Source organism: Hydrogenophaga sp. (assembly GCF_035481345.1).
Taxonomy (GTDB): domain Bacteria; phylum Pseudomonadota; class Gammaproteobacteria; order Burkholderiales; family Burkholderiaceae_C; genus Hydrogenophaga.
Map to the genome: position 1 here is coordinate 19,958 of NZ_DATIGV010000058.1, position 16,553 is coordinate 36,510.

The 16,553-nt window shown below is 72.7% G+C and carries 13 protein-coding genes; 10 read left to right on the forward strand and 3 right to left on the reverse strand.

Features of this window, described 5'->3' with window-relative positions; all coding sequences use genetic code 11:
• Positions 1-48: 48 nt before the first annotated feature.
• From VLG41_RS06180 to VLG41_RS06190, 3 genes are read left to right on the forward strand one after another with little or no spacing between them, the layout of a single operon-like run.
• Positions 49-2,742, forward strand: coding sequence for a bifunctional acetate--CoA ligase family protein/GNAT family N-acetyltransferase (locus VLG41_RS06180; RefSeq protein ID WP_325348514.1), 2,694 nt, complete (start codon positions 49-51; stop codon positions 2,740-2,742).
• Positions 2,739-3,722, forward strand: a complete 984-nt coding sequence (locus VLG41_RS06185) for an acetyltransferase (protein WP_325348515.1) — start codon at positions 2,739-2,741, stop codon at positions 3,720-3,722. The genes VLG41_RS06180 and VLG41_RS06185 overlap by 4 nt, the downstream gene beginning before the upstream one ends.
• Positions 3,723-3,768: 46 nt before the next feature.
• A complete protein-coding gene (locus VLG41_RS06190; RefSeq protein ID WP_325348516.1) occupies positions 3,769-4,839 on the forward strand; it encodes a hypothetical protein in 1,071 nt (356 codons plus the stop codon).
• 159 nt (positions 4,840-4,998) lie between these two features.
• Here VLG41_RS06190 and VLG41_RS06195 read toward each other — a convergent pair whose 3' ends face one another.
• A complete protein-coding gene (locus VLG41_RS06195) occupies positions 4,999-5,502 on the reverse strand; it encodes a CDP-archaeol synthase (RefSeq protein WP_325348517.1) in 504 nt (167 codons plus the stop codon).
• Between the two features lie 224 nt (positions 5,503-5,726).
• Here VLG41_RS06195 and VLG41_RS06200 point away from each other — a divergent pair, with 224 nt between their 5' ends.
• The 7 genes from VLG41_RS06200 to VLG41_RS06230 all read left to right on the forward strand — a co-directional run bounded on the left by VLG41_RS06200 (position 5,727) and on the right by VLG41_RS06230 (position 12,711).
• Positions 5,727-6,740 (forward strand): ribose-phosphate pyrophosphokinase, encoded by a 1,014-nt coding sequence (locus VLG41_RS06200; protein WP_325348518.1) that lies wholly within the window; start codon positions 5,727-5,729, stop codon positions 6,738-6,740.
• A gap of 348 nt (positions 6,741-7,088) precedes the next feature.
• Positions 7,089-7,751: a phosphoribosyltransferase gene (locus VLG41_RS06205; protein WP_325348519.1), complete on the forward strand. Its 663-nt coding sequence runs from the start codon at positions 7,089-7,091 to the stop codon at positions 7,749-7,751.
• Positions 7,748-9,820 (forward strand): PAS domain S-box protein, encoded by a 2,073-nt coding sequence (locus tag VLG41_RS06210; RefSeq protein WP_325348520.1) that lies wholly within the window; start codon positions 7,748-7,750, stop codon positions 9,818-9,820. The genes VLG41_RS06205 and VLG41_RS06210 overlap by 4 nt, the downstream gene beginning before the upstream one ends.
• A 70-nt stretch (positions 9,821-9,890) precedes the next feature.
• The gene (locus VLG41_RS06215; protein WP_325348521.1) at positions 9,891-10,535 is read left to right on the forward strand and encodes a response regulator transcription factor; all 645 of its coding nucleotides are present in this window, start codon (positions 9,891-9,893) and stop codon (positions 10,533-10,535) included.
• Positions 10,536-10,726: 191 nt separating this feature from the next.
• Positions 10,727-11,500, forward strand: coding sequence for a helix-turn-helix domain-containing protein (locus tag VLG41_RS06220; protein WP_325348522.1), 774 nt, complete (start codon positions 10,727-10,729; stop codon positions 11,498-11,500).
• A 146-nt stretch (positions 11,501-11,646) separates the two neighbouring features.
• Positions 11,647-12,159, forward strand: a complete 513-nt coding sequence (locus VLG41_RS06225; RefSeq protein ID WP_325348523.1) for a CBS domain-containing protein — start codon at positions 11,647-11,649, stop codon at positions 12,157-12,159.
• Positions 12,160-12,171: 12 nt separating this feature from the next.
• Positions 12,172-12,711 (forward strand): flavodoxin, encoded by a 540-nt coding sequence (locus VLG41_RS06230; RefSeq protein ID WP_325348524.1) that lies wholly within the window; start codon positions 12,172-12,174, stop codon positions 12,709-12,711.
• Here VLG41_RS06230 and VLG41_RS06235 read toward each other — a convergent pair.
• Positions 12,677-13,672 (reverse strand): sodium:calcium antiporter, encoded by a 996-nt coding sequence (locus VLG41_RS06235; RefSeq protein ID WP_325348525.1) that lies wholly within the window; start codon positions 13,670-13,672, stop codon positions 12,677-12,679. The two genes, VLG41_RS06230 and VLG41_RS06235, sit on opposite strands and share 35 nt — an antisense overlap.
• A gap of 14 nt (positions 13,673-13,686) precedes the next feature.
• Positions 13,687-16,398, reverse strand: a complete 2,712-nt coding sequence (locus VLG41_RS06240) for a cation-translocating P-type ATPase (protein WP_414652451.1) — start codon at positions 16,396-16,398, stop codon at positions 13,687-13,689.
• Positions 16,399-16,553: the final 155 nt, after the last annotated feature.

Here is a 16,553-nt window from a genome sequence, read left to right on the forward strand (position 1 = left end):
GTTCCCAAGGCGCTCAGCCCCGCAGCGCGCCGCACGGAGGATCGTCCAGTGAGCGTTCGCCACCTCGACCACCTGTTCCAGCCCCGCAGCGTGGCGGTGATCGGCGTCTCGCGCCGGCCCGACAGCGTGGGCGCGCTGGTCTGGCACAACCTGCGCGCGGCCGGCTTCGCGGGTCCGCTGTGGGCCGTGAACCAGCGGCCGTTCGCGCTCGACGACGCACAGCCCGTGTTCGCCGGCGTCGATGAGCTGCCCGCCGCGCCCGATCTGGCCGTCATCTGCACGCCCGCACCCACCGTGCCCGAGCTGATCGCGCAGCTCGGCCAGCGGGGCACGCGCGCGGCCATCGTGCTCACGGCCGGCCTGCGAGAGGGCCGCGGCGCCGACGGGCGCAGCCTGGAGCAGGCCATGCTCGACGCGGCCCGCCCCCATCTGCTGCGCATCCTCGGGCCCAACTGCATCGGCGCGCTGGTGCCCGCCCAGGCGCTCAACGCCAGCTTCGCGCCGGGCCAGGCCCTGGCGGGCGAGCTGGCCTTCGTCACGCAGTCGGGCGCGCTGGCCACGGCCATGCTGGACTGGGCGAACGCGCGCGGCATCGGCTTCTCGCATTTCGTGTCACTGGGCGACAGCGCCGACGTGGACTTCGGTGACCTGCTCGACTACCTGGGCAGCGACGCGCGCACGCGCGCGATCCTGCTCTACGTCGAATCGGTCAAGCACGCGCGCAAGTTCATGTCGGCCGCGCGCGCGGCGGCGCGCAACAAGCCGGTGGTGCTGGTGAAGTCGGGCCGCCGGCCCGACGGGGCGCGCGCGGCGGCCTCGCACACCGGCGCGCTCGCCGGCTCCGACCCGGTGTTCGATGCCGCCGTGCGCCGCGCGGGCATGCTGCGCGTGGACACGCTGGAGGCCCTGTTCGATGCGGCGCAGACGCTGGCGCGCGTGCACCGCTGGCACGGCCCGCGCCTGGCCGTGCTCACCAACGGTGGCGGGGCCGGCGTGCTCGCGGCCGACACGCTGGGCGGCGATGCCCTCGCCACGCTCTCGCCGGCCACGCTCGCCCGGCTCGACGCCGTGCTGCCCGCCAACTGGTCGCGCGGCAACCCGGTGGACATCATTGGCGACGCCCCGCCGCAGCGCTACCTGGACGCCCTGCGCGCGCTGCTGGACGCGCCCGAAGTGGACGGCCTGCTCTTCATGCACGCGCCCACCGCCATCGCCTCGGCCACGGCGATCGCCGAGGCCTGCCTGCCGCTGCTGCGCAGCGCCGACAAGCCGGTGCTGGCCTGCTGGCTCGGTGGCCAGCGCGTGGCCGGCGCGCGCGAGTTGTTCGATGCGCAAGGCATCGCCTGCTACGCCACGCCCGAGCGCGCCACCGCCGCCTGGCAACAACTGCGCGACCACCACGCGGCGCAGGCCGCGCTGCTGCAACTGCCCGAGTCGCGGCCCGAATTGCAGTACCCCGACCGCGAGGGCGCGCGCGCCCTGGTGGAGGCGGTGCTCGCGTGCGGCGGCGAATGGCTCGACGAGCTCGACGCCAAACGCTTGCTCGGCGCCTACGGCATCCCCTGCGTGGCCACCGAGCGCGTGACCGATGAAGCCGCCGCGCTGGCGGCGGCCGAACGCATCGGCTACCCGGTGGCACTGAAGATCGTCTCGCCCGAGGTGCTGCACAAGTCCGACGTGGGGGGCGTGGCGCTCGACCTGGCCGACGCCGCGCAGTTGCGCGCCGCCGCGCAGCGCATGCGCGAGCGCGTGGCGAGCGCCCGACCGGACGCGCGCCTCACCGGCTTCACCGTGCAGGCCATGGTGCACCGGCCCCAGGCCTTCGAGACCATCGCCGGCATCGCCAGCGACCCGGTCTTCGGCCCGGTGCTGCTGTTCGGCGAAGGCGGCACGGCGGTGGAGGTGCGCGCCGACCGCGCCATCGCGCTGCCGCCACTCAACGCCGTGCTCGCGCGCGACCTCGTGCAGCGCACGCGCATGGCCGGCCTGCTGCGTGGCTACCGCTCCCGCCCACCCGCGAGGCTGGACGCGATCGTCGACGCGCTGCTGCGCCTGAGCCAGCTCGCGAGCGACCTCGCGCCGGTGGCCGAACTCGACATCAACCCGCTGCTGGTGGACGCCGAGGGTGCGATCGCGCTCGACGCGCGCGTGCGCGTGCGGCCGGCCCCGCCCGGCCGCGACGGCGCCCACCTGGCGCTGCGTCCCTACCCTTCGGGACTGGAGCGCACCACGGTCATCGACGGCCAGGCCCTGTGCCTGCGCCCCATCCGGCCGGAGGACGGCGAGCGGCTCGCGCGCTTCTATGGCGCCTGCTCGCCCGAGGACCTGCGCCTTCGCTTCTTCTTCACGCGCCGCGAGGTGCCGCCCAGCGAGCTCGCGCGCTACTGCCAGATCGACTACGAGCGCGAGATGGCCTTCGTCGCCCTGAGCGGCGACATGCTGTGCGGCGAGGCGCGCGCCGTGTGCGACCCCGACAACGACACCGCCGAGTTCGCCGTGCAGGTGTCGGCCCCCTGGCAGCGGCGTGGCCTGGGCCGCGCGCTGCTGCACAAGCTGATCGCGCACCTGCGCGCGCGCGGCACGCGCGAACTGGTGGGCTGGTGCCTGGAAGGCAACCACGGCATGGTGAACCTCGCGCGCGCGGCCGGCTTCGGCATGCGCGGCAGCGCAGATGGCACGCTGGAGCTGCGCCTGCCGCTGGCGCCACACGCCGCACCGGCCAGCGAGGGCACCGGCCGATGAGCCACTGGGACGTGTTCAACGGCGACGCCGACGGTCTGTGCGCACTGCAGCAACTGCGCCTGGCCACCCCCCGGGAAGCGCGGCTCGTCACCGGTCTCAAGCGCGAGATCGCCCTGCTCGAACGCGTGGACGCCGGGGCGGGCGACACGGTGACGGTGCTCGACATCTCGCTGGCGCGCAACCGCGTGCCCCTGATGGCCTTGTTGGCGCGCGGCGCGCGCATCGACTACTTCGACCACCACCACAGCGGGCCCGAGCCCCTGCCCCGGCACCCCGGACTTCGGCTCGTCATCGAAGCCGCGCCCACGCGCTGCACCAGCCTCATCGTGCACCGCTGCATGGGCGGGCCGCACGCGGCCTGGGCCGTCACCGGCGCGTTCGGCGACGGCATGGCCGTGGCCGCGCGCGCGCTCGGCCACGCGGCGGGCCTTCACGACGAGTCCCTGGCCCTGCTGCGCGAACTGGGCGAGGCCATCAACCACAACGCCTATGGCGAGACCGAGGCCGACGTGCTGATCGCGCCGGCCGCGCTGCACGGCCTCCTGCGCCCGTATGGCGATCCGCTGGCGTTTCGGCGTTGCGAGCCGGTGGCCGACGCACTCATCGCGCGCCGGCATGAAGACCTTGCCCGCAGCGACGCGCTGGCCCCGCGCTGGCGCTTCGCCAGCGGCTCGGTGTACGAACTGCCGGACGAGGCCTGGGCGAGGCGGGTGCAGGGCAGCCTGGCCTATCGCTGCATCGAGCGCGAGCCCGATCAGGCCTGTGCCGTGCTTCGCGCGGCGGGCACCGATGCCTTCATGGTGAACGTGCGCGCGCCCCGACGCCGCCCGCGCGCGGACCACCTGTGCCTGAGCTTCGGCGGGGGTGGCCGCGCGGCGGCCGCCGGCATCGACCGGCTGCCGCGCGAACGGCTGGCGGACTTCCTCGCCGCGTTCGAGCAGACCTTCGCCGCGGACGAACCGACCCGCCCGCGTCCTTGACCCTCATCAAGCACACACCCCGGCGGCGGGCCGGATAGTGTGGTCCATGAAGTGCACGTTGCAAGACAAGGTGGATGCGCTGCGCGACCCGGCAAGCCATCGCCTGCCGGCCTCTTCCGTCGAGGCCATCGAGACGCATTTCTCCTGGGTGTTCCTGGCCGGCGAGCGCGCCTACAAGATGAAGAAGCCCCTGCACCAGGGCCTGCAGGACTTCTCCACCCTGGAGCGGCGGCGCCACTATTGCCGCGAGGAACTGCGCCTGAACCGGCGCCTGGCGCCCCATGTGTACCTGGGGCTCGTGCCGCTGACGGCCGAAGAGGACGGTCGGCTGTGCCTGGACGGTCGGGGCGAGCCGGTGGAGTGGCTGGTGGCCATGCGCCGGCTCTCCCCGGGCTCTATGCTGGACCAGCGCCTGCTGCGCGGCGAGGCCTGCGAAGACGACATGCGCCGCATCGCCTGGCAGTTGGCCGGCTTCCACTGTTGGCAGCCGCGCCCGCGCCTGGACCCCACTGGCCATCGCCTGCGGCTGTGGCAACGCGTGACCGAGTGCGAGGCCGTGCTGCGCCGCCCCGAGTGGCACCTGCCGCGCGCGCGCCTGGACGCGCTGCTGGGCGCGCTGCGCGCCTGGCTGACCGCCCACACGCCCCTGATCGAGGCGCGGGCCATGGCGGGCTGCGTGCTCGAGGCGCACGGCGACCTGCGGCCCGAGCACGTGTGGCTCGGCGAGCCCATGGCCATCATCGATGCGCTGGAGTTTTCCAAGACCTTGCGCCTGCAGGACGGAGCCGATGAGGTGGGCTTTCTGGCCATGGAGTGCGAGCGCGCCGGCGCCCCGGAGCTGGGCGAGGCCCTGCTGCGCCACTACGCCGAGGCTGGCGGCGACGCGGCCCCGCGCGCCCTCTTGCATTTCTATCAGGCCTTGCGCGCTTGCGAGCGCGCGGGTCTGGCGATTGCGCACCTGGCCGAGTCCCGCTATCAGAACGATCCCCGATGGCGCGCCCGCACGCGCCAGTACCTGCGCCTGGCGGCGCACCACCTGCGGGCCGCGCGGGGGCAAGGGGCTGGCACACACACAAGCGCCTCGGGCTTGGCCGCGGATGAGCGCCGCGCCGGCTAGTGTCCTGTCCCGCAAGTACCTGCACAAAATGAAATCGATGGATTCGTGCTCAGGGCAAGGCGCAAACCGCAGTGATAGCCGTAGCTATCACGAGGATTTGCAACGCGGCCCTGGGCGCGAAGACGCGATTTCATGTGCAGGTACTTGCGGGACAGAACACTAGTACGGTGTTTCGCGCCAGCCCAGCCGATAGGCGAGCTTCGCGGCGGGTGGCTCCAGCAGCACGAAGGCCAGACTCACGCCGGCCACCACGACCAGCGGCAGGTGCAGCACCGGCTGCAGCACCAGCAGCGGCAGCAGCGACTCGGGCAGTTGATCGAGCACGAAGGCCCGGCCGCTGCTGGCGATGCCGAGCCGGCGCTTGGCGAAGCTGGCCAGGGCGTCGCCCGCCATGGACGCAGCGCCCGCCAGCGCACCGACCTCGAAGGGAAAACCCAGTAAAGGCGCGCCCAGGGCGCCGGCCGCGACGGCGGCGAACAGGCCGCGCCAGGTCTTGGATGGGCCGAGCAGCGGTCGACCGTCCGGCCAATACAGTCCGCCATCAAGGGGCGCGGCCCAGCGCTCACCCAGGAAACGACGGGCCACGATGGGCGAAAAATTGGCCAGCGTGAGCAACAGCAGCAGCCGAACACCCAGCCACAGGCCGTCCATCGCGAGCGGCATCAGGCAGCGTGCGCTGACAGGTCCAGCGCAGGGTGGCGACGCGCCGCGCCCAGGGTCGGATGATTCATGCGGCTCTCCATCGTCCAGGTGGCGGTTGAGGGGAAGGGGTTTCGCCCGTCGCACTCAGTCTGGGCCAATGCCAGCGCGCCTCGATGACGCACATCAAATCTCACGCGCGCGCGGCGGCCAAGAATCCCCGGCATTGCCGTGTCCGGGACCACGCCATGGGCCACTCCGATCCCCTGCTGTTCGCGCACGACGCCTCCCGCCCCTGGGCGCAGGCCGTGGCCAACCGCCTGCAACTGCCGCTCTCGCCGCACGAGGAACGCGACTTCGAGGACGGCGAGCACAAGAGCCGCCCGCTGGTCAATGTGCGCGGGCGCGACGTGTTCGTGCTGCACGCACTGCACGGGCCCGGCGCCCTGAGCGTGAACGACCGGCTGTGCCGCCTGCTGTTCTTCATCGGCGCGCTCAAGGACGCCTCGGCCGCCAGCGTGACGGCCGTGCTGCCCAGCCTGGCCTACGCGCGCAAGGACCGCAAGACCAAGGCACGCGACCCCGTGACCACGCGTTACGTCGCCAGCCTGTTCGAGGCGGTGGGGACCGACCGCGTGGTCACGCTGGACGTGCACAACCTCGCGGCCTACCAGAATGCGTTTCGCTGCCGCAACGAACACCTGGAGGCCTGCCGCCTGTTCGCCGCGCATTTCGCTCCCCTCATCGGCGACGCACCCGTGGCCGTGGTCTCGCCGGACGCGGGCGGCATCAAGCGCGCCGAGCGCTTGCGCGAGGTACTGGCTCAGGCGCTGGGCCGCCCGGTGGGCGCGGCCTTCGCGGAGAAGTACCGCAGCCAGGGCGTGGTCAGTGGCGACCTCATCGTCGGCGACGTGATGGGCCGCCAGGCCATCATCGTGGACGACCTCATCGCCACCGGCGGCACGCTGGCGCGCACCGCGCGCGCCTGCCGGGGTTTGGGTGCGACTCGGGTGCACGCCGCGGCCACGCACGGCCTGTTCGTGGGCGATGCCGCGCGCGTGCTGGGCGACGAGGCGCTGAGCAGTCTCGTGGTCACCGACAGCGTGCCCCCCGATCGCCTGGCGCCGGGGCCGGCGCGCGACAAGCTCACCGTGCTGCCCACCGATGGGCTGTTCGCCGAGGCGATCCGATGCATCCATGGCGGAGGGTCGCTGGTGGACCTGCTCGACCCGCCACCACCCGCCAAGCCGCTTGCCGGATGACCCGAATGGCCGACGCCGAAAGCGAAAGCCCTCAGCGGGCGTGGTGCGCGGCCTGGAGGCGGATTGCGAGCGCTGGTACGCGCAGCCGGTCGTCGAAACCGCCTCTTGATCTGGCGCAAACTGCGGCGCCGGGGCGAGACTACAGTCCATTCGCCACCGCGCCCCGGGCATCGTCCGTTGAAGCGGTTGGGGCGCGAATGAAGGGCCGTTCCAGCGGCCCGTCAATCCCCGGCGGCAGCGCCGGGGTCGTTGCCCGAAGTGCAGACGGATCTGCGTGAGCAGAACCCTCGGTGCGGTGGTCCTTTTCGTGGGCCTGGCCGCGCGCCAAGGCAGGGGAGCGAGTCCAACGTGTTCCATGACCGCCTAGACGCCGCCCGCCAACTCGCCGTCGCGCTGGCCCACCACCTCGGCCATCACCCGCTCGTGCTCGCCATTCCGCGCGGCGCGGTGCCCATGGGCGCGCACCTGGCCCGCGCGCTCGACGGCGAACTCGATCTCGTGCTCGTGCGCAAACTGCCCGCGCCGTTCTCGGACGAGTTCGCGGTGGGCGCGGTGGACGAATCGGGCTGGGTGTACCTGGCGCCACACGCCGCCGCGGCCGGCGCCGATGCGGACTACCTGGCGCGCGTGCGGCGCGAGCAACTGGCCGAGATCGCGCGGCGCCGCGACGCCTACACGCCGGGCCGCCCGCCGTTGCCGGTGCGCGGGCGCACGGTGATCGTGGTCGACGATGGCCTGGCCACGGGCGCGACCATGCTGGCCGCGCTGCACGCGGTGCGCCAGCGCGCGCCCGCGCGCCTGGTGTGCGCCGTGCCCGTGGGCTCGCGCGACAGCGTGGCGCGGGTGCGCCCGGCCGCCGACGAGCTGGTGTGCCTGTACACGCCCGCCGACTTCGAGGCGGTGGGGCAGTACTACGCGCGCTTCCCGCAGGTGACGGACGCCGAGGTGGTGAACGCGCTGCGCGGCGCGGCGGCAGGCACCGGCGGCGGACCAGGGGCAAGCGCACCATGATGCAGGCCTTGAACGAGGCCAGGCGGGCGGCCGATGCCGCCGTCGAAGGGCCCGCACGTCCGCGCCTGCGCTGGCAGGTGCTGTGGTTGCTGCTGGCCCTGCAACTGCCCGCGCTGCTGCTGTTCGGCACGGCGGCCTGGCTGACGTTCGACCGCGAGCAAGTGGAAATGTCGCGGCGCGTGATGGTGCAGACCGTGGCGCTGTCGCACCGGGTGAGTGCGCATGTGGTGTCCGTGCAGACCGTGCTGCGCCGGCTCGCCCAGTTGCTGCCGCCCGACGGCCAGGATCTGCGCGACTTCCATCGCGCCGCAAGCGCCCTGGCGCACGACCTGAACGTCGACGCCGTTGTACTGGTGCGCACCAACGGCCAGGCGCTGGTCAGCACTTGGCTCCGCAGCGGGGTCGAAGCGCCGCGCACCGTGCCGCCAGCGTTCACCCAGGTTGCGCGCACGGGGCGCGATGGCGTGGTCGATGTCACCACCTGGTCCGATCGCGACAGGCCGGTGGTGGGCATCGGCGTGCCGGTGACGCGCCCGGGCGGCGAGACCCTGGCACTGCAGGCCGTGCTCGATCTGCGGCGGCTGAACCCGCTGCTGGAGGCGCCCCTGCTGCCCGCGGGCTGGCAGGCCGCCATCGTCGACAGCGGCGGCCGCTACGTCGCCACCACACCGCAAGACCCTGCACTGGCGGGCGGACGTGTCGGCCCGACGCTGCAGGAACGCCTGGAGCGGGAAGGCTACGGCGCCTTTCGCTCGATCGAGGCCGGCGAAGCAGCGGTCTCGGGGGCTTACTGGACCTCGCCGGCCACGCGCTGGACCGCGGTGGTCAGCGTGCCGCGAGCGGCCTTCAACGCACCGGCGCGCGAAGCCTTGTGGCGTCTGGGTGCGCCGATGGCGCTGTTGATCGCCGCGGGCCTGGCCGGCGCCCTGGTGATGCGACGGCGCCTGACGGCCGCGGTGGACGGCCTGCGCGCGGCGATCCGTGCGGCCGAAGCGGGCCGACAGCGGGGCGAGCAGCGCCTGGAAGGCATGCTGCAGGCCGCGCCCACCGCCACCGTGCTGATCGACGAGACCTACCGCGTGCGCTCCATCAACCCCGCCGCGCGCGCGCTCTTCGGCCTGACGCCAGAGCAGTTCCTGGGCCGCGGCCTGGAGCCGCTGTTCACGCCGCTGAGCTGGAAGGACTGCCAGGAAGACATCGCCTCGGTGCTGCGCGGTGCGGTGCGGGGCCCCGATGGCCTCATCGAGGGGCACTGCGTGCGCCTGGGCGGCGACGTCTTTCCCGTCGAGTTCTCCGTGGCCGCGATCCCGAGCACCGATGGCGAGCGTCTGGTCGCGGTGGCGGTGCGCGACGTGACCGAGCGCGAGGAAATCCACGCCTCACTGCTGGCCGCCAACCGCGAGGTCCAGGAGGTGGGCCAGCGCTTCGAGCGCATGCTGCTGCGTGAGATGGACGCCCGCCAGGCACAGATCGGGCGCGAGCTGCACGACGCCGTGGGCTCGGCCGTGGCCGGGGTGTCGTTGCTGCTCGAAGCGGCGGCTGCGCGTCGCGACGATCCCGCGCTGGTGGGTGCCTTGCTGGACAAATCGCGCGAGCAGGTGCGCCTGGTGGCCGAGCGCTTGCGCCAGCTCTCGCGTGGCGTCATGCCCGCGGGCAGCGAATCGGGCGCGCTGCGCCAGGCGCTGGAGCAGTACCTGCTGGACGCTGCCGCCCTCATGGGCATCGAATGCACGCTGCGCACGCGCGGCGACTTCAGCGACGTCGACGCCGAGAGCGCCGGACACGTCTACCGCATCGTGCAGGAAGCGATCACCAATGCCGTGCAACACGGCCAGGCACAGCGCATCACCGTGCACCTGGCGCGCGCTGGCGCTCGGTGCGGCCTGACGGTGCGGGACGACGGCAAGGGCTGCGATCTGAGCCTGCTGCACCCCTCCCACCCGGGCATGGGGCTGAAATCCATGCAGGCCCGCGCCCGCGCCCTGAGGGGCCGCCTGGCGCTGCGCAACCGGCGCAGCGGCGGTTGCGAGGTGGTGCTCCGCTGGTCGGAGCCGGTCGACGGACATTGATCTTTGTCAGTGCCGCGCGCGCTCGCGCGCACTACCGTGTTCACCCGATCACCGCTCGCCGATGGGGACCATGGACAACACCGTTATCGTGATTGACGACCACGACATTGTGCGGTTGGGTCTGGAGACGCTCATCGCCGGCAGCCCGCACCTGCGGTTGCTGGGCAGCGCGGCCAGCCTGCGCGAAGGCCTGGCCCTGATCGAGCGGCACCAGCCTGCGCTGGTGATCACCGACATGGGCACCGGCGACTCCAGCGGGCTGGCCACCGTGCGCGCGGTGCTGGCGGCCCAGGGGCCGAGGGCCACGCTGGTGCTCAGCATGCACGACGAGATGCTCTATGGCGAGCCGGTGATGGCCCTGGGCGCCAGCGGCTACCTCATGAAGGAGCGCGCGTCGGCCGAGATCGTGCCGGCCGCGCTGGCCGCGCTCAAGGGCGAGCTGTGGATGAGCCCGCGCCTGAACGCGCGTGTGCTCAGCCGATCGCTCAAACGCCACCACGCGGGCGCTGCGGCCGACGCCGACGGCGAGTCCTCGCTCACGCTGCGCGAGCGCGAGGTGCTGGAGTTCGTGCACCAGGGCAAGGCCACCAAGGAAATCGCCAGCGCCCTGGGCCTGAGCGCACGCACCGTGGACATCCACCGCGCCAACATCAAGCGCAAGCTGGGTCTGCGCACCGCCGCAGCGGTGATCGCCTCGGGCGCGCGGCGCGCCTGAACCCATCGGTGCACATGCGGAGCATCCCTAGGTACAGGTACCTATGCATGCCGGCCGCCGGACCCCGAGCATCACAAAACCCCGAACGCACCGGCGTCCCGTCCACAGCCTGGCCGGGCTGCCTTCTCGGTCCAAAGGAAGCCGCCATGGAATTGCATACCCCGGTTCGCAGGGTTCACGTCATCCGTCCGATGACCCCGTTTGCCAGCACGGCGTCGCCACGCGCGCCCGCGGCGGCCACCGCTCCTGTGGCGACGCCCGCCGCCGGTCACGCCGCCTGCGCCACCTGCCTGGTGCGCCACGTCTGCCTGCCCTCCTGGAGCGAGCCCGGCGCCCCTACCACGCTCGACCGCACACCGATCGCGCGACGCCGTCTGCGCAAAGGCCAGAGCGTGTTCCGCGACGGCGAACGCTGCGAGTTCATCTATGCGGTGCGCTACGGCTCCTTCAAGTCGGTGGCCAGCCTGCGCGACGGACGCGAACAGGTCATGTCCTTTCACCTCCCGGGCGAATTGTTCGGCTTCGATGGGCTGGCCACCGGCAGCCACCCCACCTCGGCGCGCGCGATCGAGGACGCCGAGGTCTGCGTGCTGCCCTACGCGGAACTGAGCGAAGCGGCTGGCGAGAGCCGCTCGGTGCTGTCCCACCTCACGAGCACGCTGAGCGCCGAACTGGTGCGCGAACGCCACTTGGCCGCGCTCATCGCGAGCACACGCTCGGAGGAGCGCGTGGCGACCTTCCTGCTCAACCTGTCGCAGCGGCTGCACGCGCGTGGGTACTCCGCGAGCGCCTTCCAGCTGCGCATGACGCGCGAGGAGATCGGCAGCTACCTCGGCGCCACGCTGGAGACCGTGAGCCGCTGCCTGTCGTCGCTGGCGCGGCAGGGCTTCGTGACGGTGCGCCGGCGTCAGATCGAGATCGTCGACCCCGAGAGCCTGCGCAGGTGCTTCGCCGACCATGCCTGAGGACGGCCTGCAGCGGTCCGCGCGCTGACCGGCGGGCCGCTTCCAGGCGCGGGATTTGATGCACATCATCCCTGCACCGTGCGGGCGCTCCAAGATGGATCTCGCCGCCGCCAAGCGTGGCATCCCAATCCTCACTGGAGCCAGCCATGAACATTGCCAGCCTTTGCCGTCGCGCCGCCGTGGCGATCGACGCCGACACCCCGCTTGAAGAAGCCGCTCTCCTGATGTTCGACGAACACGTGGGCGCGCTGCTGGTGGTCACCGGAGACAACCCGCCGAAGGTGGTTGGCGTGGTGACCGATCGCGACATCGTGGTCGATGCCGTCGCGCGCCGACCCGCGCTCGGCGATGGCCTGCGCATCGGCCACCTCGCCAAGTCGCCGCCGCTCGCGGTACAGGGTACCGCCGGCGTGCACGAGGCCGCCGCGGCCATGGAGCAGGCGGGGGTGCGCCGCCTGCTCGTGGTCGACGACGACGGGGGCGTGATCGGCGTGGTGTCCCTCGACGACCTGCTCGTGGCGGTCGCCGAAGACCTTCGGCTGCTCGCCTCGGCATTGCGCAAGGGCCTCGCCCATGAGCACCAGGAGCGGGCAACGGCACCGCCTCCCAAGGCGCAGCGGCCGGTGTACCCCTACTTCGGCACCGCGGCCGCCCACTGAGGCAGACAGAACATGGACAGCATCCTCGTCGTCAACTACTCGTACAGCGGCGTGTCGCGCCGCGCGGCCCAACTGCTGGCCTCGCACCACGGCTGGCCGCTGGGCACCATCGAGGACCGGCAGCCCCGCGTCGGCGCACGCGGCACCTGGCGTTGCGTGCTCGACTCTCTGCTGGACCGCCGGCCGCGCATCCGCTACAGCGGCCCGGTGCCCGAAGAGTTCCGCACCGTGGTGCTGGTCACCCCGATCTGGATGTACCGGCTGGCCGGGCCGATGCGCAGCTTCCTGCACGAGCACCGCCTGCGCCGCGTGGCCGTGGTGGTGACCATGGGCTCGGCCGGCGCGTCCAACGCCTTCGCCGAGGTGCGGCGACTCACCGGCAAGACGCCCATCGAGACGCTCGCGCTCACGGCACGCGAAGTGGAAACCGGCAGCGGCACCAACCGCTTGATCGAATTCGGCGATCGGCTGCAACCCGGGCGGGCCACGGCAGGCGCCGGCGCTGCGCGGGAGGGCTTCACGCCCCCTGCAGCCGATGCAAGGCCGCATTGAGCAGGTACAGCGCGACCAGCCCGAAGCTCACCCAGCTGGCCAGCCGCAGCACCCGCCCACGCGGGCGCACCAGCAGGCCGACCATCACCAGCGCCGTCATCACGATGGCCACGGTGGCCGTGGCCGCGTGCACGGGCGCGGCCACGCGCAGCAACGGGCCAGACGTGTACACCGCATCGTCCACCGCCAGCACCACCACATTGAACAGGTTGCTGCCCAGCAGATTGCCCACGGCCAGGTCGACCGCGCGCAGGCGCAGCGCCGAGAGCGTGACCGCCGCCTCCGGCAATGTCGTGGCCAGGGCCATGAACAGCGTGCCGACGAAGCTGCGGCTCCATTGCAGCTCAATGGCCAGCCCGTTCGCCACCTGGGGCAGCCACAGGCCAGCCGCGAGCACCGCCAGCGCAGCGGGCACGACCACGCGCCATTCGCGCGGGTCGGCGTGGCCACCGGTCCCGTTCGGCGCCTGAAGCGTCTGGTGCGCCTCGTGCGCATGCACCGTGCGCAGGGCCAGCAGGTACAGGCCCAGCAACAAAGGGCTGTACGCGCCCACGTGGCGCAGGGCTGGCGCGCGCTCGCCCAGCAGCAGCGACAAGGCCACCAGCCCGAGCAGCACGATGCCGAAGGCCGCCGAGAGCAGGTGGTCTGCGCCCGCCTGCAGGTACAGCGGCGGCTCGCGCTGCAGGGCGTCCGCGATGGCCAGGAACAGCAGGTTGAACACGCAGGCGCCGAGCGCGTTGCCCACCGCGAGGTTGGGCGCGTCCACCCAGGTCACGCTGGCCACGCCGGAGGCCAGTTCGGGCAGCGAGGTGACGGTGGCCAGCAGCGCCAGGCCCAGCCAACCGCCGGGCAGGCCGGTCGCTCTGGAGATGCGGTCGGCGCTGCGCGTGAGCGCGTGGCCGGCCACCGCGATCAGGCTCGCGCACAGCGCGAATTGCAGCAGCAGCCAGGCCAGTTGCATGCCGACGGGCCTCCTCAAGGCCTGGCGAAGCGCTTGCGCAGCTCTTCCACCCAGAGCACCGCACTGGCCAGGGCCAGCAGTTGCAGCAGGACGGACAAGGGCAGCGGCACCGTGTGCAGCAGAGTGGCCAGGGGCGGCAGGTAGAGCACCGCCAACTGCAGCAGCACCGACAGCACCAGCCCGCCGAACAGCCAGGGGTTGCGCCACAGCGCGGGCCCGAGCGAGCTGCGCGTGGCCGACTGGCAGTTCAGCGCGTTGAACCACTGGCACATGGCCACCAGCGTGAAGGTCTCGGTGCGCACCGTGCTCAGGTCGACGCCGGCCCCCATGCGCCAGGCGAACCAGCCGAAGCCCACCGCGGCGGAGGTGCCGGCCATGAGCGCCACGCGGCGCAGCAGCGCGCGATCGAGCAAGGGCTCGTCGCGCGGCACCGGACGGCGGCGCATCTCGTCGCCGTCGGCCGGCTCCATCACCAGGTTCACGGTGAGGGTGCCCTCGGTCACGATGTTGATCCACAGGATCTGCACCGCCAGCAGAGGCAAGGGGTAGCCCGCCAGCAGAGCCAGCGCGAGGATCACGATCTCGTCCACCGCGGTGGCGAACAGGTAGAGGATGAGCTTCTTCAGGTTGCCGTAGACCACGCGGCCCTGCTCCACCGCGCGAACGATGGTGGCGAAGTTGTCGTCGGTGATGACGATGCGCGCGGCGCTCTTGGCCACTTCGGTGCCGCTGCGCCCCATGGCCACCCCGATGTCGGCGCGCGCCAGCGCGGGGGCGTCGTTCACGCCATCACCGGTCATGGCCACCACCTCGCCACCCGCCTGAAGGGCTTCGACGATGCGCAGCTTCTGCGCCGGCTGCACGCGGGCGAACACGGCGATGCCGGCGAGTGCGTCGCGCAGCTCGGCCTCGCCCATGCGCTCGAGTTCGTCGCCATCGATGGCGCGATCGCCTTCGATCGCGATGCCCAGGCGGCGCGCCACCGCCAGGCCGGTGAGGCGGTGGTCGCCGGTCAGCATGAGCGGTCGGATGCCCGCGGCGCGGCAGGCGGCCACGGCGTCGCGCGCGCCCTCGCGCGGCGGGTCGGTCTGGCCTACCAGGCCCAGCAGCCGCGCGTGGCCCGCGAGCACCTCGAAGCCCTCCGCGGGATCGAGCGCGAGGCACTCGGCCGGGCCGGCGTCGCCCTCGTCGCTCCCCGGCTCCAGCGCCACTTCGGCGAAGGCCAGCACGCGCAGCGCCTGCGCCGACAGCGCCTCGGCCTCGGCGCGCGCCGCATGCCGCAGCGCCGCCGGCTCGCCACCGCACAGGCGCAGCACAGCCTCGGGCGCGCCCTTGATCAGCACGCGCTGGCGGCCACCTGGACCGAGGTGCCGCGTGGCCATGAGCCGCGCATCGGCGTCAAAGGGCAGCTCGGCCTCGCGCGGCCATTCCCGGCGCCAGGCGTCCACGTCCACGCCGGCCTTGCGGGCCAGCACCAACAGGGCGCCCTCGGTCGGATCCCCGATGACGCGCCAGCCGCCCGCGGCGCCCGTGCCGTCATCGGCGCCGGGTGGCGCGAGCCGCGCGTCGTTGCACAGCACGGCCGCGCGCAGCAGCGCCGTCAGCGCGGGCAGCGCCGCGTCCAGGGGACGACCGCCGTCGCTCAACCGGCCGTCAGGCGCGTAACCGCTGCCCGAGACATCGAGGCCGCGCGCGGCTTCGCCCGCGCGGCCCGGCAGCCACAGCCGCGTCACCGTCATCTGGTTGAGCGTGAGCGTGCCCGTCTTGTCGCTGCAGATCACCGTGGTCGAGCCCAGCGTCTCCACCGCGCTCAGTCGGCGGATGATCACGCCCTGTTGCGCCATGCGCTGCATGCCGACCGCGAGCGCGATGGTCATGGCCACGGGCAGGCCCTCGGGCACCATGGACACCATCTGCCCGATGGCCACCGTGAGCACCTCGCCCATGGGCAGATCGCGCCACAGGCCCAGCAGCAGCACCAGCGCAAACAGCGCGAAGGCCGCCAGCACCAGCGCACGGCCGAAGCGCTGCACGCGCTGCTGCAAGGGCGTGGCCGGCTCCACCGCCGAGGCGGTGAGACGCGCGATGCGGCCGACCTCGGTGTGCGCACCCGTGGCCACCGCCACCGCAACGGCGCGGCCGTCGGTGATGTGCGTGCCCGCGAACACCATGTTGCGGCGATCGCCCAGGCCGGTGGCCGCCGGCAGGGCCGCCAGGGCCTTGCCCACGGGCACCGACTCCCCCGTCAGCGCGGCCTCGGCCGCTTGAAGGCGGGTCTGCTCGATCAGCCGCGCGTCCGCGCCCACGGCGTCGCCAGCGGCCAGCAGCAGGATGTCGCCCGGCACGAGTTCGGCCGCCGGCACCAGCCGCTCGGCTCCGTCCCGCCGCACCTTGACCTGCAGGGAAGACAGGCGCCGCAGCGCCGCCATGGAGCGCTCGGCGCGCCCTTCCTGCAGCAGGCCGATGAGCGCGTTGACGAGCACCACCCCCAGGATCACCAGCGCATCGCCGGCATGGCCCAGCGCCATGCTGAGCGCCGCCGCCACGAACAGGATGGCCACCAGCGGGCTGGCGAACTGGCGCGCGAATTGGCGCCAGAACGGCGTCGGGGGCGCCACGGGCATGGCATTGGGCCCATGGCGCGCGCCGCGCTCGCGGCACTGCACCGCAGTCAAGCCGACAGCGGGGTCCACGCGCAGGCGCTCCAAGGCCTCAGCGGTGCTCAGGGCGTGCCAGTCAGGCGCAACAACGTGAGCGTCAGGGGCATGAGTGCCACCTCGAGTACCTGCACCAAGGGATTCGGCCATGCACCCACTCTAGGCAGCCCCGGCCCGGACGCGCTTGATCCGGGTCAATCCGGTCGTCATGTGGCCCATGGCCC

Bases quoted from the DNA above. Each gene is read 5' to 3' on its own strand.
- VLG41_RS06200 (WP_325348518.1), top strand. From the start codon at position 5,727: ATGGGCCACTCCGATCCCCTGCTGTTCGCGCACGACGCCTCCCGCCCC.
- VLG41_RS06210 (WP_325348520.1), top strand. From the start codon at position 7,748: ATGATGCAGGCCTTGAACGAGGCCAGGCGGGCGGCCGATGCCGCCGTC.
- VLG41_RS06185 (WP_325348515.1), top strand. From the start codon at position 2,739: ATGAGCCACTGGGACGTGTTCAACGGCGACGCCGACGGTCTGTGCGCA.
- VLG41_RS06235 (WP_325348525.1), bottom strand. From the start codon at position 13,672: ATGCAACTGGCCTGGCTGCTGCTGCAATTCGCGCTGTGCGCGAGCCTG.
- VLG41_RS06190 (WP_325348516.1), top strand. From the start codon at position 3,769: ATGAAGTGCACGTTGCAAGACAAGGTGGATGCGCTGCGCGACCCGGCA.
- VLG41_RS06225 (WP_325348523.1), top strand. From the start codon at position 11,647: ATGAACATTGCCAGCCTTTGCCGTCGCGCCGCCGTGGCGATCGACGCC.
- VLG41_RS06220 (WP_325348522.1), top strand. From the start codon at position 10,727: ATGACCCCGTTTGCCAGCACGGCGTCGCCACGCGCGCCCGCGGCGGCC.
- VLG41_RS06215 (WP_325348521.1), top strand. From the start codon at position 9,891: ATGGACAACACCGTTATCGTGATTGACGACCACGACATTGTGCGGTTG.
- VLG41_RS06195 (WP_325348517.1), bottom strand. From the start codon at position 5,502: ATGCCGCTCGCGATGGACGGCCTGTGGCTGGGTGTTCGGCTGCTGCTG.
- VLG41_RS06230 (WP_325348524.1), top strand. From the start codon at position 12,172: ATGGACAGCATCCTCGTCGTCAACTACTCGTACAGCGGCGTGTCGCGC.